The sequence below is a fragment of the Marinobacter halophilus genome (assembly GCF_003007685.1).
Classification (GTDB): Bacteria; Pseudomonadota; Gammaproteobacteria; order Pseudomonadales; family Oleiphilaceae; genus Marinobacter; species Marinobacter halophilus.
The window spans coordinates 242,018-265,806 of sequence record NZ_PXNN01000003.1 but is presented as its reverse complement, the minus strand read 5'-3'; the positions used below and the strand labels follow the sequence as shown (position 1 = coordinate 265,806).

General features: G+C 58.3%; 19 protein-coding genes. 12 read left to right on the top strand and 7 right to left on the bottom strand.

The genetic code is table 11. From position 1 onward, the window contains the following. Window positions 1-2 precede the first annotated feature (2 nt). The 5 genes from C7H08_RS01205 to C7H08_RS01185 all read left to right on the top strand — a co-directional run bounded on the left by C7H08_RS01205 (window position 3) and on the right by C7H08_RS01185 (window position 10,378). Window positions 3-2,249: an ATPase, T2SS/T4P/T4SS family gene (locus C7H08_RS01205; RefSeq protein WP_106669937.1), complete on the top strand. Its 2,247-nt coding sequence runs from the start codon at window positions 3-5 to the stop codon at window positions 2,247-2,249. Continuing rightward, on the top strand, window positions 2,242-5,847 hold the full coding sequence (locus C7H08_RS01200) for a PAS domain S-box protein (protein WP_106669936.1): 3,606 nt from the start codon (window positions 2,242-2,244) through the stop codon (window positions 5,845-5,847). The genes C7H08_RS01205 and C7H08_RS01200 overlap by 8 nt, the downstream gene beginning before the upstream one ends. Window positions 5,848-5,859: 12 nt before the next feature. Beyond that, on the top strand, window positions 5,860-6,327 hold the full coding sequence (locus C7H08_RS01195; protein WP_106669935.1) for a response regulator: 468 nt from the start codon (window positions 5,860-5,862) through the stop codon (window positions 6,325-6,327). Next, a complete protein-coding gene (locus C7H08_RS01190; protein WP_106669934.1) occupies window positions 6,320-9,178 on the top strand; it encodes an EAL domain-containing protein in 2,859 nt (952 codons plus the stop codon). The genes C7H08_RS01195 and C7H08_RS01190 overlap by 8 nt, the downstream gene beginning before the upstream one ends. Before the next feature lie 75 nt (window positions 9,179-9,253). Then, entirely contained in the window at window positions 9,254-10,378 is a 1,125-nt protein-coding gene (locus C7H08_RS01185; protein WP_106669933.1) for an HD-GYP domain-containing protein, read from the top strand. A 31-nt stretch (window positions 10,379-10,409) separates the two neighbouring features. Here C7H08_RS01185 and fghA read toward each other — a convergent pair whose 3' ends face one another. After that, window positions 10,410-11,255: an S-formylglutathione hydrolase gene (fghA, locus tag C7H08_RS01180; protein ID WP_106669932.1), complete on the bottom strand. Its 846-nt coding sequence runs from the start codon at window positions 11,253-11,255 to the stop codon at window positions 10,410-10,412. 29 nt (window positions 11,256-11,284) lie between these two features. Continuing rightward, window positions 11,285-11,716: a CBS domain-containing protein gene (locus C7H08_RS01175; RefSeq protein WP_106669931.1), complete on the bottom strand. Its 432-nt coding sequence runs from the start codon at window positions 11,714-11,716 to the stop codon at window positions 11,285-11,287. A gap of 198 nt (window positions 11,717-11,914) precedes the next feature. On the opposite strand from C7H08_RS01175, the gene C7H08_RS01170 reads away from it, so the two are divergent. Further along, on the top strand, window positions 11,915-13,276 hold the full coding sequence (locus C7H08_RS01170) for an alanine/glycine:cation symporter family protein (RefSeq protein ID WP_106669930.1): 1,362 nt from the start codon (window positions 11,915-11,917) through the stop codon (window positions 13,274-13,276). Between the two features lie 32 nt (window positions 13,277-13,308). Continuing rightward, window positions 13,309-13,962 (top strand): peroxiredoxin, encoded by a 654-nt coding sequence (locus tag C7H08_RS01165; RefSeq protein ID WP_106669929.1) that lies wholly within the window; start codon window positions 13,309-13,311, stop codon window positions 13,960-13,962. A gap of 110 nt (window positions 13,963-14,072) precedes the next feature. Here C7H08_RS01165 and C7H08_RS01160 read toward each other — a convergent pair whose 3' ends face one another. From C7H08_RS01160 to C7H08_RS01150, 3 genes are all read right to left on the bottom strand, one after another. Then, window positions 14,073-14,855 carry a MetQ/NlpA family ABC transporter substrate-binding protein gene (locus C7H08_RS01160; RefSeq protein WP_106669928.1) on the bottom strand — a complete coding sequence of 261 codons (783 nt, stop codon included), beginning with the start codon at window positions 14,853-14,855 and terminating at the stop codon, window positions 14,073-14,075. A gap of 90 nt (window positions 14,856-14,945) precedes the next feature. Further along, a complete protein-coding gene (locus tag C7H08_RS01155; RefSeq protein ID WP_106669927.1) occupies window positions 14,946-15,623 on the bottom strand; it encodes a methionine ABC transporter permease in 678 nt (225 codons plus the stop codon). Beyond that, window positions 15,623-16,630 carry a methionine ABC transporter ATP-binding protein gene (locus C7H08_RS01150; RefSeq protein WP_106669926.1) on the bottom strand — a complete coding sequence of 336 codons (1,008 nt, stop codon included), beginning with the start codon at window positions 16,628-16,630 and terminating at the stop codon, window positions 15,623-15,625. Before C7H08_RS01150 ends, C7H08_RS01155 begins: the two co-directional genes overlap by 1 nt. 232 nt (window positions 16,631-16,862) lie before the next feature. On the opposite strand from C7H08_RS01150, the gene C7H08_RS01145 reads away from it, so the two are divergent. Next, window positions 16,863-18,284, top strand: a complete 1,422-nt coding sequence (locus C7H08_RS01145; RefSeq protein ID WP_227663207.1) for an HDOD domain-containing protein — start codon at window positions 16,863-16,865, stop codon at window positions 18,282-18,284. Between the two features lie 12 nt (window positions 18,285-18,296). Here the strand turns inward: C7H08_RS01145 and C7H08_RS01140 are convergent, their stop codons facing one another. Both C7H08_RS01140 and C7H08_RS01135 read right to left on the bottom strand, forming a co-directional pair. Continuing rightward, the gene (locus tag C7H08_RS01140; RefSeq protein ID WP_106669924.1) at window positions 18,297-18,986 is read right to left on the bottom strand and encodes an anti-sigma factor; all 690 of its coding nucleotides are present in this window, start codon (window positions 18,984-18,986) and stop codon (window positions 18,297-18,299) included. Then, the gene (locus C7H08_RS01135) at window positions 18,983-19,540 is read right to left on the bottom strand and encodes a sigma-70 family RNA polymerase sigma factor (RefSeq protein ID WP_106669923.1); all 558 of its coding nucleotides are present in this window, start codon (window positions 19,538-19,540) and stop codon (window positions 18,983-18,985) included. The genes C7H08_RS01140 and C7H08_RS01135 overlap by 4 nt, the downstream gene beginning before the upstream one ends. A 175-nt stretch (window positions 19,541-19,715) precedes the next feature. Here C7H08_RS01135 and C7H08_RS01130 point away from each other — a divergent pair, with 175 nt between their 5' ends. From C7H08_RS01130 to C7H08_RS01115, 4 genes are read left to right on the top strand one after another with little or no spacing between them, the layout of a single operon-like run. Further along, window positions 19,716-21,170: a DUF4331 domain-containing protein gene (locus tag C7H08_RS01130; RefSeq protein WP_106669922.1), complete on the top strand. Its 1,455-nt coding sequence runs from the start codon at window positions 19,716-19,718 to the stop codon at window positions 21,168-21,170. Window positions 21,171-21,185: 15 nt separating this feature from the next. After that, window positions 21,186-21,422: a hypothetical protein gene (locus C7H08_RS01125; protein WP_106669921.1), complete on the top strand. Its 237-nt coding sequence runs from the start codon at window positions 21,186-21,188 to the stop codon at window positions 21,420-21,422. A 55-nt stretch (window positions 21,423-21,477) separates the two neighbouring features. Continuing rightward, window positions 21,478-22,581, top strand: coding sequence for a tetratricopeptide repeat protein (locus C7H08_RS01120; RefSeq protein WP_106669920.1), 1,104 nt, complete (start codon window positions 21,478-21,480; stop codon window positions 22,579-22,581). Beyond that, a complete protein-coding gene (locus C7H08_RS01115; RefSeq protein ID WP_227663206.1) occupies window positions 22,578-23,726 on the top strand; it encodes a HupE/UreJ family protein in 1,149 nt (382 codons plus the stop codon). Before C7H08_RS01120 ends, C7H08_RS01115 begins: the two co-directional genes overlap by 4 nt. Window positions 23,727-23,789 lie beyond the last annotated feature (63 nt).

Genomic DNA, 23,789 nt, shown 5'->3' with positions numbered 1-23,789 from the left:
GGATGGCCAAACGCTACGCCTCATTGTTCTACGGTAAAGACGCCGACACTGGCCAGACCGACAACGCTGAGCCGAAAAAAGTCCCCTACCGGCTGCTGCTGGTAGACGATGAGCCCAACATTCTGGCTTCGCTCCGGAGGGTGTTTCAGCGTGAGAACTACGAGCTGCTGTTCGCCGGCAACGGTAAAGAAGCCCTGGCGATTATGGAGAAACAACCGGTCGAGCTGATCATGACCGACTTCATGATGCCCGGCATGAACGGCAGTGATCTGTTGGTGGATGTGCGCGAGCGCTGGCCCCAGACCATCCGCATCATGCTCACCGGGCATGCCAACACCGATGCGGTGATGGGCTCGATCCGGGACGGCGCGGTGTACCGGTTCATTCTCAAGCCCTGGAACGATGACGACATCCGCCTGACCATCGCGCTGGCTCTGGAGCAATACGAACTGATCCAGCGCACCCGTACCCTGGAACAACAAACCCAAAAACAGAGCAAAGATCTGGAAACCATCAGCAAGCTGACCGCCACCAATCGCAGTCAGCTCGCGATCATGCTGCACAAGAAAGGGTGGCTGAACGCCCAGCAGATTCAAACCCTGCACCGGGAAATGCAAAGCAAAAAAAGCCCTGTCATCCGCACCCTGCTCAAGCATGACTGGATCGATTTCCACAAAGTGTTTGAGCTCCTGCGGGACGACATGTTGTTTGAAGAGGTGGATCTGCGCGAGTTTCAGCCAGATCCCAGCCTGCTTTCCCTGGTGCCCCAGAAAATCTGTACCCGCCAACTGGTGCTGCCTCTGAGAGCACAAGGCCAGCGACTGCGGCTGGCGATGGTCGACCCGATGGACGTCAACCTGATCGACGAGCTCGGGTTTATGACCGGCTACACCATCCATCCACTGCTCTGCGAAACCTCACAGATGCAGACGAAACTGGCGGAAATTTTTGGTGAGACCAGCGACCTGGACGACATGGCCACCCGGATTGGCACCGATGACCCCTACGAGGGCATCGAGATTGTGCTCGACGATGAAAGCGATCAGGAGTCGCTGGAGCAGCTACTGGGCAGCTCTGAAGAACCCCCGGCGATCCGGCTGGTGAATGCCATCATTCTGGAAGCTCTGCGCCTGGGCGCCAGTGACATACACGTGCATCCCCGCACCAAATCCCTGGTAGTACGCTACCGGATCGACGGCGTGCTGCAAGACAAGATCCAGATTCCCACCAACCTGTTGATGTCGGTGGTGTCCCGCATCAAGGTGATGGCGGAGCTGGACATCACCGAGCGTCGCCGGCCGCAAGATGGCCGCATTACCGTGAAAACCCCGATGCGGATTGTCGATTTGCGCATCTCCACTCTGCCCACCATCAACGGCGAAAAGGTGGTGATGCGGGTGCTGGAGCGGCAATCCTCGGCGCAGTCGCTGTCCGATCTCGGCTTGTCCGAACACAACCTGAACCGGCTGATGCACGTGGTGGCCAAACCCCAGGGCATCATCCTGGCCACCGGCCCCACCGGCAGCGGCAAGACCACCACCCTGTATGCCTTGCTGCAACACAATGCGTCGTCGGAGCGCAATTACGTCACGATTGAAGACCCGGTTGAATTTCACGTCGACATGGCCGGACAGGTGCCGGTGAAAGACCGAATCGGCCTGGATTTCGCCAGTGTACTGCGGGCTATTTTGCGGCAAGACCCGGACGTGATACTGCTCGGTGAAATCCGGGATGAGGAAACCGCCGATGTCGCTTTCCACGCCGCCATGACCGGTCACCTGGTGTATTCGACCCTGCACACCAGTTCGGCCTCCGCCACCGTGGCCCGGCTGCTGGATCTGGACCTGAAACCTTATGTAGTAGCCTCAGCGCTGGAAGCCATCATCGCCCAGCGTCTGGTGCGCCGCATCTGCAACCACTGCCGGGAACAGGTAACGCCACCGGTCGATACCCTGAAGCAACTAGGGCCGCAATTTCTCGACCCTGAGCTCACCTTCTACCGGGGCCGGGGCTGCGACAAATGTCACAAGGGCTATAAAGGCCGGCTCGCCATCCATGAAGTGCTGACCGTAGACGAGTCGATCCGTGCCGCCATCACCGAAGGCGCCAGCGCCACCCAGATCGAAAGCATGGCCCGGGAGCAGGGCATGCGGGTATTGCTGGACGACGGCCTGGAAAAACTCAAGAACGGGGTGACCACACCCGAGGAGATCCTGCGGTTGCTCGGGCCCCAGGTGTTGCATGGTTAACTCCCGCAACTTCACCATCTTCTGGCTGTGCGCCGTTCTGGCCCTGGCGATCGCGTTTGGGTCTATTGGTTCCGGCATCCTGTATGACGCCCTTACCGCCGGCGGTGCGCCGGGACGACTGAGCCTGAAACCCGGCGGCGGGCTGCTGGCAATCGTACTCAGTATCGGTTTTCTGGCCGTGGTGTGCAGAAAGCGATGGCTGGCCACCGGGTTGTCCATCACGGTGCTGGTGCTGGCGCTGGCCTTTGCCTCGCTGGCGACCTTGCCAGAGGCGCATGCCATCCGGGTGTTGGCCATCAATCCCTTGCTACTGCTGATCACCACACTGATCGCGGTGAGCGTACTAACCGCCATCTGGTGGCACCGGGGCTGGCGAATCGGCATGGCCTCAGCCGCAGTCAGTTTGACGATTGGCCTGCTATCCCTGTTATCGCAATGGTACCCGGCATTAGCCGGATTCAGCCTGGGCAGCATTGCCGAATCGACGGTAGTGATCAGCCCGCTGGTGATCCTATGCAGTTTTACCCTGCCGTTTCTGCATCAGGTTTTCCATCGCCAGGCCGACGTTGCCTATAGAGGCTTGCTAGTGGTCGGCGCCATTGGCATTGTCATCACCACCCTGAGCTGGCACTTTTTGCGACTCCAGCACAGCCAGCAGGTGCTGGAGCGCGCACAAGCGCTGGCCGACCAACTCGAGGCGTCCGGCACATCGGCCCACGCTGTCAACCTGGCGCTTATTCGTCGCCTGGCCGAGCGTTGGGAACTGCTCGAAGGATTGCCACCTCCCGCTTTTCTGGACCTCGAGATCGACAGTTATCTCAGAGACTTTCCGGAATTACGGCTTTTGACCGTACTGGATCCCAAGCAGCGCCCGGTGATGACCGAGGCTCGGGGCCTTGAGTACCGGTTCTGGCTGCATGAATTTCTGCAGCAACCGGAGTTTCCGGACTGGCTTGAACACGCCATTGAATCCCGGGCTCCGCACCTGAGCCGCGCTCAACAGCCCGAGAATGGCCGCGCCTATGCCGCCATCGCCATGCCCATCACGCCATTGCCGGGGCTGTCGTGGGCCATGATTGCGGTGGTTGATCTGACCCATGTTTTCGAAGGCCTGACCCAGCACCTGAACGACAACCTCAGTGTACGGGTGACCACAGACGGGCTGACTCTCTACGACCAGGCCGGACCGGAACAATCGCAGATTCTATTGCTGTCCCGTACCGTGAATGTCCACCACGACAACGAATGGACACTGCACATCAGTATGCCCCGAGGTACTTTGCCACCCGACGAACTGTACCTGCCGCCCCTGGTCCTGTTCAGTGGGCTGGTGCTCAGCTTTTTGTTGATGCTCAGCCATTTGTTCTGGCGCGAGTCAGTGCGACGCTCAGAGTCTTTACAACTGCTCAACAACACACTGAACTACCACCTGGATCAGGAACGGGCATTGCGTTCCACCAACGAGCGAATTCTGGAATTCTCCAAAGACATCCTATGTTCGATCAGTCGCGAGGGTATCTTTCTGCAGATCAGCCCGGCCTGCGAAGACATACTCGGCTTCACGCCGGAAGAACTGCAAGGGCAGCATTACGACCTGATCCTGGCGCAGGAAGATCGAGCCGCCACCGAACAAGAAGTCCGCCTGCTGGTTTCCGGTGATCACGACAAGGCGCAAGGATTCCGGACACGATTACGCCACCGGGATGGCAGCATTGTCACCATTTCCTGGACTGCCGAGTGGTCAAAAGCTGACAACGCCCTGTTCTGCGTCGGGCGCGACATCAGCGACGAGCTGATGGCTGAAACCCTGACCCGGGAGCGGGATCAGTTTTTCTCCCTGTCGCCGGACATGTTCTGCATTGTGGATCTCAACAGCTATTTCTTTGAAGTGAACAACACCTTTGTGAATACTCTTGGCTACTCACGGGAAGAGCTGCTGGGCACGTCCTACCTGCAGCTAATCCATAAAGAGGACCATGACGCCGTGGTGGCTGCCGTGAGTTCACTAACCGAGGGTTACGATGTCTCGGACCTACACATCCGCGCTCAGGACAATCATGGCAACGAACACTGGCTGAACATCAACGCCATTCTCAGCGCCGACGACCTGATCTACGTGGTGGCCCGGGATACTACCGAACAGCGCCGGATCGAGCAGAAACTTCGGGAAAACGAAGCACTGCTGAAAATGGCAGAGCGGGTGGCCATGATCGGCGGCTGGGTGGTGGATCTGGAAACCGGGCAATCGACCTGGTCGGATGCGGTCTGCGCCATTCACGATGTGCCTCCGGGGCAAGTACCGAATGTTGACGACGCCCTGCTGTACTACCTTCCGGAACACCGGCAACGAATCGCCAACGCCGTTCAGACCTGCATCGACACCGGCATCCCGTTTGATGAACAGCTGCAGATCAAAACCGCCAAGGGCCGGTTGCGCTGGGTCAGGGCCATCGGTCACGCGGTCAAGGGTAGCGACGGATCGATTGTCCGATTGCAGGGCGCGTTTCAGGACGTCACCGCGTCTCATCAGGCCATGGAGCAGATTCGGCGCTTTGCCGAACGCCAGGCCACCGTCTTTGAGAGCATCACCGACGCCTTTTTTACCGTCGATCGGAACTGGTGCTTTACCTACGTTAACCGTCGTTCAGAGGAATTGTTGCACAAATCCCGAGACGAATTGCTGGGGCACCGCCTGTGGGACATGTTCCCTGGGGCCATTGGTAGCGAGTTCGATGAAAATTACCGACATGCCATGGCAACTGGCGAATCGGTCTCTTTCGAGGGCTATTACGAGCCCCTAGATAACTGGCTGGAAATAAGCGCGTATCCGTCCGAAGAAGGCTTGGCGGTGTACTACCGCAGCATTCGCGAACGCAAGGAAGCGCAGTGGCAGCTGGAAGCCACCATGCAGGAACTCGAACGCAGCAACCGTGAACTTCAGGACTTCGCCTTCGTTGCCTCCCACGACCTGCAGGAGCCACTACGCAAGATTCAGGCATTTTCAGACCGGCTGATTTCACGTTCTGACACACTCAATGATCAGGACAAAGATTACCTACGGCGCATGCAGTCTGCTGCCGGACGCATGCAGAACCTGATCAATGATCTACTCAGTTATTCCCGGGTGACCACTCGGGCCGAGCCCATGGTGTCCTGCGATACCCGCGCTATTCTTGATGAAGTCATGCAGGATATGGAAACCAGTATCAGCCAGGAACAGGCCCGGATCGATATTGGGGAGTTACCCGCAACCTGGGGTGATGCCACCCAGTTGCGTCAGGTTCTGCAAAACCTGCTCAGCAACGCCGTCAAATTCCACGCTCCGGGCCAGGCTCCGGAGATTACGCTGACGGCGGAGGACCTGACCGAAAGCCACTGGACCCTGGTCGTCAGCGACAAGGGCATCGGCTTTGATGAACGCTACGCGGAGAAACTGTTTCACCCGTTCCAGCGTCTTCATCAGAAAGAGGGTTATACCGGCACCGGCATTGGCATGGCCATTGTCAAAAAGATTCTTGATCGACACGAGGCAACCGTCATCGCGAACAGCAATCCGGGCGAAGGCACCACCTTCAGAATCCGGTTCAAACGGAACTAACGAGGCCAGAGTATGAAGACGGACACTCGCAATCCGGTCATTCTGATTGCCGATGATGACCCTGATGATCAGCTACTGATTCAAGAAGCTTTCGCCGAGCGATGTGCCAATTGCCAACTGTGTTTTGTCGCTAATGGTGTCGAGCTGATGGGTTATCTGAGAGGTGCCGCGCCTGAGTCCGAGCTGTCGACGGACTGTCCGCTACCGGATCTGCTCCTGCTGGACCTCAACATGCCCCTGAAAGACGGCCGACAGGCGTTGCTGGAGATTCGCGCTGATCCGGCGCTCAGAGAGCTGCCAACCATCGTGCTGACAACTTCCGGAAACGATGAAGACAAAGCGTTTTGTCTGGCTCAGGGCGCCAATGACTATATCGTGAAACCATCCCGATACACGGAGTTACTGACCATCGTGACATCGCTGAAAATTTACTGTAATACCTCCGCCATGCAACAACCGGATAGTGATAACAATGCTTGACCCGATGCTCCGCGTCCTGCTGATTGAGGACGATGAAGACGATTACCTGATCACCCGGGATCTGCTGAACGAAGTCAGCCCGGTCAATACCCGGCTGATCTGGCGGGACGGCCTGGCCGATGGCCTGGCAACTCTGCATGAGAATGACGTGGATGTGGCCCTGGTGGATTTGCGGCTAGGGCCGGACTCTGGCCTGGACCTGATCAGGCAGGCCAAAGCCGAAGGCATCACCACCCCGTTTATCCTGCTTACTGGCCAGGGTGACGATGAACTGGACGCCCGGGCGGTGGAGCTGGGCGCGGCCGACTACCTGGTCAAATGCCGCCTTGATGGTCACACCCTGCTGCGCAGCATCCGCTACGCCATTGACCGGGCGGCGGCCACCGAGAACCTGGCCAGCAGCGAAGCCCAGTATCGCCTGTTGTTTGAAAACAACCCGACTCCCATGTGCCTGATGCGACCTGGCGGAACCCACATCAGTGCCCTGAACGCGGCCGCCAGAAACCTCTACGGATTTGCCCGACAGGACACGGGCGGCCTGAGTATGGCCGACGTTCGCGCACCGAACGGCCCGGCTGCGCCAGACGCTGAAGGCGTTGTGCTACAACCGGGTGCGCGGCTTGAGCAGCACCGGACCAGAGACGGCCAGCCGCTGATGGTGGAAGTCATGTCCGAGAACATTACCATTAACCAGGATCAGCTGGTTCTGATGACTTTCAACGACAAAACCGTCCAGATTGCCAACAACCGGCAACTGAAGTTGTTGCAACGCTGCATTGAATCCAGCTCCAACGGCATTGTTGTGGTAGACGCTGTAAACCAGGACATGCCCCTGGTGTATGTCAACCCCACCTTTGAACGCATCACCGGTTACCGAGCTGACGAAGCCCTTGGCCAAAACTGCCGTTTCTTACAGGGCGACGATTTTGATCTCAGTAACGAGCAGGCGCTGACCGAAATTCGTAAGGCCATTGCCAAAGGTACGGATGTATCGGTGGTGTTGAGAAACTATCGCAAAGACGGAACTGCTTTCTGGAATGATCTGTATCTGTCACCGATCCGCAACGATCGGGGCGAAATGACCCACTTTGTCGGCATTCAGAACGACATCTCAGAGCGCAAATCCATCGAGAATCAGCTGGCCTACAATACAAGCCACGACGTTCTGACAAAATTGCCCAACCGGGCTTTGCTGGAAGACCGGCTGGTGCAGGCCTGCCAGTTCGCCTGCCGATACAACCGCCATGTCGGTTTGTTGTTTATTGACCTGGACGGTTTCAAACTGATCAACGACTCACTGGGCCACCGCATCGGCGACCAGATTCTGATCGAGGTCGCCCGGCGCCTGAAAGAGCTGGTGCGCTCAGGTGACACCGTAGCACGGGTCAGCGGAGATGAGTTTGTGGTGACCCTGCCCGACCTCGCCGACAGCAGCGATGCCCAGCTGGTGGTCGAGCAGGTAATCAAGGCACTGGCCGTGCCCTACCGGATCGGTGATCAAACTCTGCACCTGACTGCCAGCATTGGCATCACCACGAGCGACGGCAGCATCCGGGAACCGTCGCAACTGATTCAGCAGGCTGACCTGGCCATGTATCAGGCGAAACAGCTGGGCCGTAACACCTGGCAGTGGTTCGCCCAGGAAATGAACACCCAGGCCAGTTACCGGGTAAATCTGCGTAATCAACTTCAGGATGCCATTGATAACGAGGCCCTGACCGTGTTTTACCAGCCGGTGATTGATTCCCGAACCGGACAGGCCCGCTCTGTGGAGGCCCTGGTTCGCTGGAAACACCCCGAGCAGGGGTTGGTGTCACCGGTCGACTTTATTCCCCTGGCCGAGGAGACCGGGCAAATAGTCGCGCTGGGCAAGTGGGTTCTTGGTCAGGCCTGCCGGGATATGGTGCGGCTGCACGCCGCCGGCTTCCGCGATTGCAGCATGGCGGTGAACGTGTCGCCGGTGCAGATTCGCAAAGCAGATTTTGTCGACGTGGTGAAACAGGCGCTGCAAGCCTCGGGCCTGGCCCCGGCATCATTGGAACTGGAGGTGGTTGAATCCGCAGTGCTGTACGACACTGACCTGGTGATCAGAACACTGCATGAACTGCGCGATCTGGGCGTGCGCATTGCCATTGACGACTTTGGCACCGGCTTTTCCAGCCTCAGTTACATCAAACTGATGCCCGCCAACAAAATCAAGATTGACCGTTCGTTCATCAAGGATGTGATCCAGAACCGCAGTGACGCAGCCATTACCCAGGGCGTTATCTCCATGGCTCATCACCTGTCGCTAGAAGTGGTGGCTGAAGGTGTGGAAACCGAGGCCCACGCCGCGTTTCTGCGCCGCAATCATTGCGATCTGTTGCAAGGCTTTGCTTTCGCCCGGCCCATGCCCTACGCCGACCTGATCAACTACATGAACGAGCACGGCAGCCGCCGCGGCCATTCAGCCCAAACCAATGAAAATACGCAAAAGACCTTACTGTTGCTGGACGACGAGGCCAACATCCTCAAAGCCCTGACTCGCACCCTGAGACGCGATGGCTATCATATCCTGTCCACCACCAGCATCAGTGAAGCCTTCTCACTGCTGGCAAAGAACGAGGTACAGGTGATCATCTCCGACCAACGCATGCCGGAAATGTCTGGCACCGAGTTTTTGAGCCAGGTTAAAGCGATCCATCCAGATACGGTGCGGATTGTGCTGTCCGGGTACACCGACCTGAAATCGGTCACCGACGCCATCAATCAGGGTGCCATCTACAAGTTCCTGACCAAGCCCTGGGATGACAACCAGATTCGTGAGCACATCCAGCAAGCCTTTCATTATCATGCAGCTATGCAGCAATAACTGGGCGTGTGGTGGCAATGACGACAGGTTCAGAGTTAGACTTCCAGGCCAAATCAGTATGCAGGAAACGGGATTTTGTCTGATCTGATACGCATCGCCCCCGGGGCACTGACCATTGGCCGACCGCTACCGTGGGACGTTTTCGACGCCGACGGCAACGTACTGCTGCGCCAGGGCTATGTGATTCAAACCAACACCCAGCTTGAGCAATTGTTCGAGCGGGGGCGGTTTCAGCCCCGGAAAATCGAGCGGCCTAAAGAAGAAGTGTTCGAGGACCTGCGCCCGCGCAATCCCTTTGCCGACTATGCCGACCTGCTGACGGCGCTGGAAGCCACTCTTAAAGCCATCACCTCAGCAGACCCATCCGCGCAAAAGCGGTTGCTGGGCCTGAGCCGGATGCTGGAGAAAACCTGCCAGGCCTCGCCCGATGCCAGCCTGGCGCTGGTTCACCTTTACTCTATCGGCCCAACCATTCATGAGCAGATTCTGTTCTACGCCATTTTGTGCCATTTCACCGCTCGCCAGTTCGGCCTGGATGACAAGCGCATCAGCGTACTGACCTCCGCCGCCCTTACCGCCAACCTGGCGCTGGTGCCGGTCGCCGACCAGCTCAATGCCTCCAACCGGGTGCTCACCGATGACCAGCGCGCAGTGATTCGCAAGCATCCCGAGCGCAGCATCCAGGCTCTGACATCGGCGGGCATCACCCACAAGTTGCTGCTGAAAATTATCGCCCAACATCACGAGCAGGGCGATGGTTCCGGTTACCCCGGTGGCTTGAGTGGTACCGACATTCTACCGGAGGCCGAAATACTGGCGCTATCGGAGCGCTACGTGGCCATGATCACCAAGCGCGCCTATCGGAACCGGATGAACATCAGTGAGGCCCGCAAACTGATTGCCACCCTGGGCGATGGCAAATTCCGGCCGGCTATTCCACGATCGTTACTGCAGGTGCTCGGGGATTACCCGCCCGGCATGCTGGTCAGGCTGGACAACAACGAAGTAGGCGTTGTCACTGGCAGGCCAGTCCGGGCCAGAGGGCCCTTTGTGAAAGCCATCTTTGGCCCCCGGGGCAATCGCTATAACGGCACCTTCGAGCGCGACACCAGCTTGCTGGAGTACAACATCCGGGGGCCGGAAGAGCCCGAAGAAATGCCATCCATGGACTTCAGCATGCTCTGGGGATTTCGCGCCTGAGCTCTCGGGCCTGAGCCTTGCCAGCCGGCCCTCAGGCCAGCCCCAGTGCCCGTGCATGATGGTTCAGATGATCGTCAATAAACGAGGCGATAAAGAAGTAGCTGTGATCATAACCCCGGTGCATGCGCAGAGTGATGTGGTGATGGAACTTCTCACAGACATCGGCCAACGCCTCCGGGTTCAACTGACTCTCCAGAAAATCATCCGCTGTGCCTTGGTCCACCAGCAGGGGTAAGCGCTCTTGCGCGGTGGGTATCAGTTGGGTGGCATCCCATTGTTGCCAGGCGCGCTCATCCTCTCCCAGGTATCCGGTGAATGCTTTCTGGCCCCAGGGGCAGGCCATCGGGTTAGCAATCGGCGCAAAGGCCGAAACCGACTTGTATAACCCGGGATTCTTCAAGGCGCAGATCAGTGCGCCATGGCCGCCCATGGAATGACCACTGATGGACCGTTCTCCGGTCAGTGGCAATTCACTTTCAACCAGTTGAGGCAGCTCCCTGGTCACGTAATCGTACATGCGGTAGTGGGGCGCCCAGGGCTGTTCGGTGGCATTCACGTAAAAGCCCGCACCAGTGCCGAAATCATAGCTGTCGTCTTCGCCGGGTAAATTGACGCCACGGGGGCTGGTGTCCGGGCAGACAATCGCCAACCCCAGTGTTGCTGCCAGCTTTTGAGCACCCGCTTTTTGCATGAAGTTTTGGTCAGTGCAGGTCAGGCCTGACAACCAGTACAGTACAGGAACCGATTTACCGTTTTCACCCAGCGCAACGGGCGGCAGGAAAACCGCAAACTCCATACCGCATTGCAAAGTGGCAGAGGTGTGGCGATACCGGCGATGTTCACCGTCGAAACAGACATTGGTGGCTAACAGTTCCATAGGGTTCCTGTCGATTGTGAGTGGGCGAATCAGTCCTCAGCGTTGGCAAATCGTTGCTTTTCAATGGTGTTACCGGCTTTTGCCAACTGGGACAGAATAGCAGTACGGGTCACAATACCCACCAGTTTTCCGTGGTCAACCACCGGGTACACTTTCGGCTTGCCCGCACCCAGGTTCTGCGCCAGATCGATCACCGACATGTCTGGAGTTACCGTTAACGGTTTGTGGAACATCACGTCGTCCACGATCGGCTCGCCTTCGCTGTGGTAATTGCTGACCAATAACGAGTGAATGCAATCCTGTTCAGACACAAACCCCAGCACCTGACGACGATCATCCACCACTGGCAGACCCGTCACGTGATTGTCCAGCAGAGCTTTCACCACTTTGGTCAGTGGCGTGCCGCAGCGGATTGGTTCGATATGATTCCACATCACTTCTGAGATTTTCAGTGAACGCATAGATCGGTCTCTTGCTCAAAGATGAAACGTGCCGAAAATGGCACCCTGAATACCCTAAACATAGGCAATGACGAACAAAATTGGAAACCGGAACCGACGAAACGGTTTACACGGAGCAATAGTCGACTAAACTCAACGAGTTATGCCCTATCGGGCTCACAAAAATCGACTCATCCGTGGTACACAGTGGGAGACCCCATGGAAGCCATTTCAAATTTTATTAGTCAAATCAACGGACTGGTGTGGGGCCCACCCATGCTGGTGATGATTCTCGGCGTCGGGCTTTTCTTGAGCATTGGCCTGAAATTGATGCCGATCATGAAACTGGGTGCCGGATTCCGCCTGATGTGGAGTGGTCGCGCCCGTGGTGACGACGATGACGGCGATATTCCACCGTTCCAGGCTTTGATGACCGCGCTGTCAGCCACGGTGGGTACCGGTAACATTGCCGGTGTGGCAACGGCGGTGTTCCTGGGCGGCCCGGGCGCCCTGTTCTGGATGTGGTTGACCGCCCTAGTCGGCATGGCCACCAAGTACGCAGAAGCGGTTCTGGCGGTGAAGTTCCGGGAGGTGGACGAGCGAGGTGCCCATGTTGGTGGCCCCATGTATTACATCCGCAATGGTCTGGGTAAAAAATGGGCCTGGCTGGGCGGTTTGTTCGCCGTATTCGCTTCCATTGCCGCCTTTGGCATCGGTAACACGGTGCAGGCCAACTCCGTGGCCGATGTGCTGGCGTCGAGCTTCGCCATGCCACACTGGCTGACCGGGGTGATTCTGATGGTGCTGGTGGGCCTGGTGCTGATCGGTGGAATCAAACGAATCGGTCAGGTAGCCAGTGCTCTGGTGCCGTTTATGGCGGTGTCTTATGTCTTGGTGGGCCTGATCGTGCTGGCCATCAACGCCAATGAAATCCCATCGGCGGTCAGCATGGTGTTCAGCTACGCCTTCAGCCCCGCCGCTGCAGAAGGTGGCTTTGCCGGTGCCGCAGTCTGGGCAGCCATCCGCTTTGGTGTGGCTCGTGGTATCTTCTCTAACGAGGCGGGCCTGGGCTCTGCGCCGATCGCCCATGCTGCCGCCCAGACGAAAAACCCGGTCAAACAGGGCATGGTGGCCATGCTGGGCACGTTCATTGATACCATTATTGTGTGCAGCATCACCGGCCTGGTCATCATAACCTCCGGAGCCTGGACTTCGGGCGAGACCGGTGCCGCGCTGACCTCGCTGGCCTTCGAAACCGGCCTGCCCGGTATTGGCAACTATGTGGTCGCCATCGCCCTCGCCATCTTCGCGTTTACCACCATCATTGGCTGGTCGTTTTACGGGGAGCGCTGTATCGAGTTCCTGTTCGGCGTGAAAGCGATTGCTCCCTACCGGGTGTTATGGATCATCGCCATTCCCATTGGCGCCACGGTAAACCTGGGCTTTATCTGGCTGCTGGCCGATACCCTGAATGCAATGATGGCGCTGCCAAACCTGATTGCACTACTGTTGCTCAGCCCGGTGGTATTCCGGCTCACCAAGGAGTATTTTGAGAATCAGAAGGCAGTCGGTATCAAGTAACTTGGCAACAACTACGTTAAAGGAGAGGGATTATGAGTTTACGTCTAGGAGACACCGCACCGGATTTCGAACAGGACTCCAGCGAGGGCACCATCCGTTTTTATGACTGGCTGGGCAACGGCTGGGGTGTGCTGTTCTCGCACCCGGCGGACTTTACGCCGGTTTGTACCACCGAGCTGGGCCTGACGGCCAGGCTGAAAGACGAGTTTGCCAAGCGCGGCGTCAAGGCCATCGCCCTGAGTGTTGATCCGGTTGAGTCCCACAAAGACTGGATCAGGGACATCAACGAGACCCAGGGTTGCACCGTCAACTTCCCGATCATTGCAGATCACGACAGCAAAGTTGCCAAGCTTTACGACATGATCCATCCGAACGCCGACAGCACCCTGACCGTGCGTTCGCTGTTCATCATTGATCCGAACAAGAAGGTGCGCCTGATCATCACCTACCCGGCCTCCACCGGCCGGAACTTCAACGAAGTGTTGCGGGTGATCGACTCCCTGCAACTGACCGATGAACACAAGGTGGCGACCCCGGGCAACTGGGAACGTGGCGACGATGTAGTTATCGTGCCGTCCCTGCAGGACGAGGACGAGATCAAACAGCGTTTCCCGAAGGGCTACAAGGCAGTGAAGTCCTATCTGCGGATGACGCCGGATCCCAAAGCCAACTGGAGTGGCGACTGATTACCCCAGCGGCTTCAGTCTGAACCACCAAAAAAAACCGGGCAGCTGCCCGGTTTTTTTTGGTCGAAGGCCGGCCGGAACCCTGATCCGGCCATGCTCGGGTACCGGAATCAGAACGCCGGAACTACCGCACCCTCGTATTTTTCTTTAATGAATTCGCGTACTTCGTCGGATTTCAGCGCGTTCGCCAGTTTCTGCATAGCGTCGCTGTCTTTGTTGTCCGGGCGGGCGACCAGAATGTTCACGTAGGGCGACTCGGCACCTTCGATCACCATGGCATCTTCGGTCGGGTTCAGGCCCGCTTCCAGTGCATAGTTGGTGTTGATCAGCGCCATGTCGACCTGGTTCAGGATGCGTGGCAAGGTTGCCGCTTCCAGCTCGCGGAAGCTCAGGTTCTTCGGGTTATCGGCAATATCACGGGGTGTCGCGGTGATTTTGCTTTCGTCCTTCAGGGTAATAAGGCCCGCATTCTGCAGCAGCAGCAACGCACGGCCACCGTTGGTAGGGTCGTTCGGAATAGCCACCACCGCACCGTTTTTCAGCTCGTCCAGGGAGCTGATCTTGCTGGAGTAGGCGCCAAACGGTTCAACGTGGATGCCGGCAACGGTCACCAGGGTGGTGCCACGACCGCTGTTGAACTCATCCAGGTACGGCTGGTGCTGAAAGAAGTTGGCGTCCATGCGCTTCTGGTCGACCTGAATATTTGGCTGAACGTAGTCGGTGAAGACTTTCACATCCAGTTCCACACCTTGCTCAGCCAGTGCCGGCTTCACAAATTCCAGCAATTCAGCATGGGGCACAGGGGTTGCGGCAATCGACAGTTTTTCTGCGACAGCAGCGGAAGAGAAGGTTGCTACGGCGGCGATGGCCACCAGTGTTTTTTTCAGATTCATTCTTTCGTTCTCCTGTGAAGCATAATGCTTGGATTTGGTGTACGGCTCTCTGTTGGGCTTTGTGTTGGCTTCCCGGCTTTATGGCAACAATTATTTTCTGCTGAAATAAAGCACCAGACGGTCGCCGACCATCTGCAGTACCTGTACGAAGATCACCAGCAAGGCGACGGTAATCACCATCACATCGGTCTGGAAACGCTGGTAGCCGAAACGGATGGCCAGGTCGCCCAGGCCGCCGCCACCGATGACGCCAGACATGGCCGCATAGGACACCAGGGTAATGGCGGTCACGGTAATACCAGCGATGATGCCCGGAAGCGCTTCCGGCAGCAAGGCACCGAGAATGATCTGGCGCACGTTGGCGCCCATGGCCTGGGTGGCTTCGATGATGCCACGGTCCACTTCCCGCAGAGAGGTTTCCACCAGCCGGGCAAAGAACGGCGCACCGCCGGCGACCAGTGGCGGGATGGCGCCGGCCACGCCCAGTGAGGTACCGATCAGCAAGACGGTGAACGGGATCATCACGATCAGCAGGATGATGAACGGCACCGAGCGCAGCACGTTTACCACGAACGACAGCACCGCATAAGCCACCGGCTGCTCCAGCAGCTGGCGCTTGCCGAACAGGAACAGCAGCACGCCCACGGGCAGGCCGATCAGGACACTGAACAGCAACGACAGGCCCACCATCACCAGGGTATCCCAACTGGCCCAGCCGATTTCCAGCCAGTCGACATTGCCCATCAGGTTTTCCATCAAGACTTCCATCAGCGCACAACCTCCACGTGAACGTCGGCGGCTTGCAGCGCCTGCATGGCAATGTCCAGATCACCGCCCACCAGAGACAGGGTGAGCTGACCGTAGGGAGTGTCCTTTATATGATCGATCCGCCCAGACAAGATGCTGAAATCAACACCGGACTCCCGGGCAACGCCGCCCAACAGCGGTTTGTAGGTGGCATCGCCCTTGAAGGTCAGGCGCAAGATACGGCCTTCGGCCTTCTGCAGATCTTGCTGGAGATCATCGCGGTCGACATTTTCGCTTTCAAACACGAAATCCCGGGTAGTGGGGTGCTGGGGGTGCAGGAACACGTCACTCACTGAGCCCATTTCCACTACCCGGCCAGCATCCATTACCGCCACCCGGTCACAGACCCGGCGCACCACGTCCATCTCGTGGGTGATCAGAACGATGGTCAGGCCCAATTCTTTGTTGATGTCTCCCAGCAACCGCAGCACCGATTGGGTGGTTTGCGGGTCCAGGGCACTGGTAGCTTCATCACACAACAGAATGGTCGGCCGGCAGGCGAGGGCGCGGGCAATGCCAACTCGCTGTTTCTGGCCGCCAGACAATTGCGACGGGTACTTGTTGGCGTGATCGCTCAGGCTGACCCGCGCCAGCAGTTCCTCAACCCGGCTGCGGATGTCGGCTTTGGAATAGATGCCGGCCAGCCTCATCGGAAACGCGACGTTGTCAGCCACGGTTTTCGAGGACAGCAGGTTGAAGTGCTGAAAGATCATGCCCACTTTGCGGCGAAAGGCGCGAAGCTCAGCTGCGCTGTAGCGGGTGATGTCTTCGTCATCAATCAGGATGCGACCACCGGTGGCAGGCTCCAGCAGGTTGATCAACCTGACCAGGGTGGATTTGCCTGCGCCCGAATGACCGACGATGCCGAACACCTCGCCGGTTTCTATGGTCATACTGGTGGGGTGCAGCGCGGGGATCGCCCGGCCGGCTACCTGGTAAGACTTCTGTACCTGGTCAAATACAATCACGGTCAATGCCTTGGTCAGTGCCTTGAGAGTGTCTGGAAAATGCTTGGAGAATGCCTGGATAGTGCTGCGTAAAACCGGCGATTATAGCCTATTCAGTGTCCAAACCCGAATTGCATCGGTGTGTAGTTGCCCTTACACCAAAAGGTACCTGACAGCGTCGCCCTGCCTCAGCTAAACTGCCATTCAAGAAGAACATTAATAATTTTCCAGCCATCCGAGGCGCGCCCGACCCGTGACCACATCGTCCGATAATACGCCTTCAAGGATGAACTCGACCCAGGCATGGGTTTCCTACCTGAGCAAAATAGAGTTGCCGGTACTGGCCAACACGCTTCGGCAAATCAATGAACTGACAGACAGCAGTAACAGCACAGTGAACGAGCTGGCCAATGTAATTCTGAACGATGCCCAGCTGACCTCCCAGGTGCTCAGACTGTCCAATACGGTGTTCTATAACCAGACCCGTACCCAGGTCAGCACCGTCAGCCGGGCAATTACCCTGATCGGCTTTGATTCTGTCAAATCCATGGCCATCTCATCGCTGATTGTCGACACCCTGCTCAAGCGCAACGACCGTCCGCACCTGCTGCGCTGCCTGGCCCGGGCCATTCACGCGGCGGTACAGGCCCGCTGCCTGATGCCAAAACGCACCGAGCATGCGCTGGAAGAAGTCTTTATTGGCGCCTTGCTGATGACCATCGGTGAACTGGCGTTCTGGTCCTGCGAAACCGATCAGGCCTCCGAGCTGGAAGATCGGCTCAGGCTGGACGAACCGCCAGTAGAGGCACAGAAGGCCGTGCTGCACACCACCTTTACCGAAATCACCCGAGGCCTGGTAGATGCCTGGTCGCTGGGGCCATTTATTCGTGAGGTGGTTGCACCCGGCAAAGCCAATTCCACGGCCAGTAGCCTGGTTCGCAACACCGTGGAAATGGCGACCCTGTCAGAAAAAGGCTGGCGCGGCGCCGAGATGGACAAGGTTCTGGAACATCTTGGCAAGGACACAGGCCAAACGCCCGCCGCGGTGCGGGATCAGCTCAAGGTGAATGCCCAGGAAGCGGCAAAGGTCGCGGTTTCCCTCGGCATTCCCCAAGTCACGGCGCTGATGCCAGGCAGCCAGAACGGGGCGGGAGGTCAGTCAGAGAGCGCACCGGATATAGACCCAAGCCTGCAGTTACAGATCCTGCGTGACATCACCGTCAGCCTCACCGAAAAGCCGGACCTGAACGAAGTGTGCCAACTGGTGATCGAAGGCATTCACCGCGCCGTCGGCATGCAGCGGGTGGCCTTACTGATGGGAGACAGAACCGGCCACAACCTGATTCCCCGCAAAGTCGGCGGCCGGGGCACGGAAACCTGGCGGGAGGACTTTATCCTCGCCAAGGACGGCACCGGCCCGCTGGGACGTCTGTTGCCCCACGCCAGCTGCGGTGTCTATCAGCCCCGGCCGACGGCAGAGGGCGTGCCTTACGACCGCTGGCTCGGCAAGGTACCGGCGTTGATCGGACCACTGACCGCCAAAGGGCGGCTGGTGGGCCTGTTCTACGCGGACAATGCAGCAGGAGATTACGTGCCCTCTGAGGAGCAACTGACGGCGTTCGGCCACTTTGTGCAGAACGCCCAGTTGTGCATCTCGCTGCTGGCGTCCAACTGACGCCCGCCTGGCTTACAGCTCGTAAAGCTTGGTGACGTGCAGAATCGGACCGGTCGGCGCCCCGGTGGGCGAGCCGCCCCGGGGCTCCAGGCTGATGGCCAGGGTGCGGCTCTGGCTCAGGGTTTCACGGGCTTCGTCCGTAAGCTTTACCTGATACACATCCCCGACCGGTATCACGCCCAGCGACAGCGGGTTGCCGTTATCCGGCACGATCCACAGTTCATAGTCCTTGCCCGCCTGGGCCGAGGTGGCCGCTACAGATCGCAATCGCAGGCGACTGTCGCGACTGGACTCGCTGACCAGCCATAACGGATCACTGACATCGGCCTGGACAATGGCACCCGAGAGCCGCAAGTCCGGCTCCAGCGTGGGCTGCTGGATCAGCATCGCCGCCAGCACCAAAGCGGCCGCCGTTGCAATCATGCTCCAGGCCGGCCATAGCCGCGTGGACCTCGGGTTCGCCTGCGCCCGCTCTTGCGGCCAGAGGCGTCGCTCAATGCCACGCCAGACCGACTCTGGCGGCTCCCGCCCGGGCACCCGCTCGCTTAGTTGACCCAGCTTCTCTTCCCAGTACCAGACTTCCTGACGTACCCGGCCCGACTCCATCATCCAGCGCTCAAAGCGGCGTCTTGCCTTGCCTTTCAGGGAGCCAAGCACGTATTCGGCAGCCAGACTTTCAATTCTTTCCGGCGTTTTTTTCATCGTTCCAGACACCTCTTTAACGCCATGAGCCCGCGACGAATCCAGCTCTTGACGGTTCCGACCGGGGAACTCAACGCCTGCGCCAGCTCGTCGTGAGTAAACCCCCGATAATAAGAAAGCAGGATACTGTCCCGTTGCACATCACTGAGCTCGTCAAGACAGCCGGTCAGCTGCCTGGCACCTGCGCTACGTAGCGACGCATCCAGTGGCCCGCCGCGCTGATCTTCCAGATGTTCCAGATGCTCGTCGCCACTGGTGCGGCGAACCGCCCTCGACCGCATCAGATCGAGTGTGCGGTAACGGGCAATAGTCAACATCCAGCTCAGGGGCGTACCCCGGTCACTGTGATATTCGCCAGCGTGATGCCAGATCTGGACGAACGCATCCTGCAGCGCTTCTTCGGCCAGCTCCTGCTGGCCCGCCAACTTGAAGCACAACCCGAACATCCGGGCGGAAATCATTTTGTACAGCAGCTGAAAGGCCTGTCGATCACTTCTGGCAACAGACACGAGCAGCGCCATCAGCTCCTCCTGGTCCGGGTCACGGGTTGTCATTGTTAACTCCGTTTTCTGCTTGTAATTCATCTGATAACACTACGTCCGGAGGATTAATCAGGATGCACGGACATGGTGAAACCGACAGTAAACTTTTTATTTTGAATCCTGCATCTTTTTGTAAAGTCGTACCGTTTCTCCAGAGGCAACACCAACAATAGATAAGGAAAACGGAATGAACACAGTGATAAAAAGCTCCAGTCTCGCGCTCGCGATTGCCGGCGTCTGTTTGACAGCAGGCGCAGCTTACGCCTCCAGCCACCGGGAGGCTCCGTTCATAACCGAAGCTCCCAAGGTTGATGGCACCGACTTCTACATGTTCCGCAGCTACGAAAGCGGCAGAGCTGATTTCGTTACTTTGGTCGCCAATTACTTGCCGCTTCAGGATGCGTACGGCGGTCCGAATTATTTCGACCTGGACGAAGACGCCGTCTATGAGATTCACATCGACAACTCCGGCAACGCCCGTGAAGACATCACTTTTCAGTTTGAGATGCAGGACATTTTCAAAGACATCCAACTGAATATCGGAGGCAAGATGGTCTCTGTGCCGCTCAAGAACATAGGCGATGCCAGCGACAACGCCAATGTCCAGATGCGTCAGGAGTACAGGGTGACGGTAATCCGCGGTGACCGCCGCACCGGCAGCCGCCAGACCGCCACCAACGTTACGACCGGCACAGACACCTTCGCCAAGCCGTTGGACAATATTGGCGCCAAATCATTCACCGATTATGGAGCTTATGCCAACCAGCACATCTTCGGTATCGCCATTCCGGGTTGCTCCACCGAAGGCCGGGTATTCGTGGGTCAACGCAAGGAAGCCTTTGCGGTGAACCTGGGTGAAATTTTTGACCTGGTCAACACCAACCCACTCGGGCCCCGAGATGGCGAGGGTGCCGGGGATCTCGCCGACAAGAACGTCACCTCCTTCGCGCTCGAAGTACCGACCACCTGTCTGACCGGCAGTGCCGAGACCACCTCCGGCGATCCGGTCATTGGTGGCTGGACCACTGCTAGCCTGCGCCAAGCGCGCGTACTGAACCCGGCACCTTCAGCCGCTGGTAAAGGCGCGAGCGTTGAAGGCGGCGCCTACACCCAGGTTTCGCGACTGGGTATGCCGCTGGTCAACGAAGTGGTTATCGGCCTGAAAGACAAGGATCGCTTCAACGCCAGCGAACCAAAAGACGATGGCCAGTTTGCTACTTATGTGACCAATCCGACCCTGCCGGCCCTGCTGGAAATTCTGTTCCCCGGTGTTGCGGTAGCACCAGCAACACCCAGAAACGATCTGGTGACCGCTTTCCTGACGGGCGTACCGGATTTAAACAGTCCAGTAGGCGTCACGGGTTCCGAGATGCTCAGACTCAACCCTAACATCCCGGCCACCATGGCGGGCGCCCAGAACGATCTGGGTGTACTGGGGGGTGACAACGCCGGCTTCCCCAACGGTCGCCGTCCGGTCGATGACACGATCGATATTGCCCTCAGAGTTGTCATGGGCGCCCTGACGAACGATGCCCCTAACAAGGATGCACCGCTGACCGACGGCGTCCAACTGGATCCGACGGAACTGCAGGTCGTTTTCCCTTACCTTGCGACACCTGTCGCCGGTTCACCCAACAGCTAAATAGGGAGGAGAACCATGACATTTCGCATAGGTATCACTCTGGTTACCGCACTGGTGTTGGTGGGCTGTTCCGACAACTCCAACCGCGGTGGGGTGCAAGAACTTAACCCGCGTATATCCGTTGATTTCACCACGTTTGTGAAAAACGAAATCAAGCAAACTGCGGATAACCGCGAGGCGGTCAACATTAACCGACTGGAGTTCAGCTTCAATGACCAGGACAACGAACAGGCGTTCAACAACCTGTTTTAAATCCTGCGGGCTCCGCCCTGCGCTTCAGCGCAGGGTTTTTTCTATTGCCGCACTGATGATCGCGCTGGCGATGGAAACCGCACTGGCTGCCCCCGCTGCGATTGAAACAGAATTTACCGACCAAGAAATACTGATCTCCCTACCGACTGAGGCATTGACACCCAGCACCCCACCAATGAACGCCACCGCTGCCGCAAACCGGATACAGGCCCACCTGACCCAGGCTCGCTCCCAGGGCGACCCCCGGTATCTGGGCTATGCCCAGGCAGTATTGGATGGCTGGCCCGAGGACCGGATGACTGATCGCCTGCACATCCTCAGCGCCACATTAAACCAAAGTCTTCACCGCTTTGACCCTGCCCGCCAGCAACTGAGGCAAGTTATCAGGCAGTCGTCCAATCAGGCTCAGATAACCCAAGCCCGACTGACGCTGGCGAACCTAGAGTTGGTGCAGGGCCGGTACATTCCAGCTCAGGAGCAATGCGAGCAGTTGGCGAACGTGCTTCCCGGCTTAATCGCCGTCAGCTGCCTGGCCCAGGTCGAAGCGCGTACCGGCAATCCGCAAACCGCCTACCAATCACTGCGGGCACAGGCAAAGCGCTCCGCCCGTGACACCACCAGTTTGATCTGGGCCGAAGGCACCCTCGCCGACATCGCGGCGCAGCTCGGCAAGCCCGAGGCTGAAATACACTGGCGCCGGGTCCTCACGCTTGCGCCAGACGAACTCTACACGAGAACTCAGCTCGCTGACTGGCTATTGGAGCAGGGTGATACCGAAGCCGTAATCGGATTGACCGATCAGTACGAAGCGGTGGATTCCCTCGCGGTTATTCGCGCCATCGCCATGAAACGGTTGGGCCATGGCGATGCCGACCGTCTCGCTGCCAGACTGGAAGAACGTTTCCGTGAGGCCCGTTGGCGCGGAGACCTGTTGCACCAGCGAGATTTCGCCCGTTATGCCCTGGATATCAGGGGCGATACCGATACTGCGCTCGACAACGCCAGGACCAACTGGCGAGACCAGCGGGAGCCGTTGGACACACGACTACTCCTGCGTGCCGCAAAAGCGGCGGGTGACGAGTCGGTGGTGACCGAGGTCCGAGCCTGGCTGGACAGCCATAACCAGAACGATGCCCGTTATCCGGAGGTTCGCTCATGATGCTGCTAACCCGTCGCCCTATAGGCGCCTGCCTCGGCCTGCTTATGCTCTTGGTGCTGCCCCTGGCGGCCTGGGCCCATAAAGCCAGTGACAGCTTTATCTATGTCGACCAGAGCCAGTCACAGGTACGCATCGATCTGGCTTTAAGGGACCTGGCGCTGGTGCTGCCTTTGGATAGCAATGGCGATCATCAGCTCAGCGGGGCCGAGGTGCGCCATGGCCGGAGCGCCATCACTGAGCTGGTGGGTCAGGGCCTTACCCTCAGCAACGCCCGCGGCCGCTGCCAACTGATCGGCCAGCAATGGGGGGTATCCCGCCACAGCGACGGTCTCTATGCAGCCGGGCGTTACCAGGTCGCCTGCCCGGACGACCAGCCTCCGGCTTCTCTGGAGTACAATCTGCTGTTCCAGCAGGACCCGCTGCATCGCAGCCTGGTGAGCATTACCGACAGCCACGGCGAACGCCTGGATGTGCTGGCACCGGGCGATCGGACCTTGGCGCTGGGCGACAGCGACAGCGCCTTCAGCAACACTCTGCAACTGTTTGGCACCTTTCTCTACGAAGGCGTCATTCACCTGCTGATCGGGCTTGATCACATCCTGTTCTTGCTGGTGCTTATATTGCCGGCGACGCTGCCACTGACACCCCGCCAGTCCCCGAACCAGGCCGGTCCGGGCAGTGATTTGCACAAACGTTTGCTGGAACTGGTCGGCATCGTCTCGGCGTTTACCATAGCGCATTCCATTACCCTGGCATTGGCAGCACTAAATGTCGTGACGCTGCCCATCGCCTGGGTGGAAACCGTCATTGCCCTGTCCATTGCCGTTGCCGCGCTAAACGTATACTGGCCTGTCCTGGGCCGCAAGACCTGGAAGCTGGCCTTCGGGTTCGGGCTGATTCACGGCTTCGGTTTCGCCAGCGTACTGGGCGACCTGACCTCCGGCGTGTCGCAACTGGCCATCGCTCTGGCGGGCTTCAACCTGGGAGTGGAGCTGGGGCAACTGGCTTTACTGGTGGTGCTGTTCCCGTTGCTGTATCGATGCGGCCGTTACCGGGTCTACGAACGCGCCGCCGTACCCGCCATACTGCTGATGGTGGGCGCCCTGAGCTTGTATTGGGTGGCGGAGCGGGCAGCCGACATCTAATAAGGCGCACAAAAAAGCCCGGGGCATCACCACCGGGCTTTTTTTTGTATCGCTCTTGTTCAG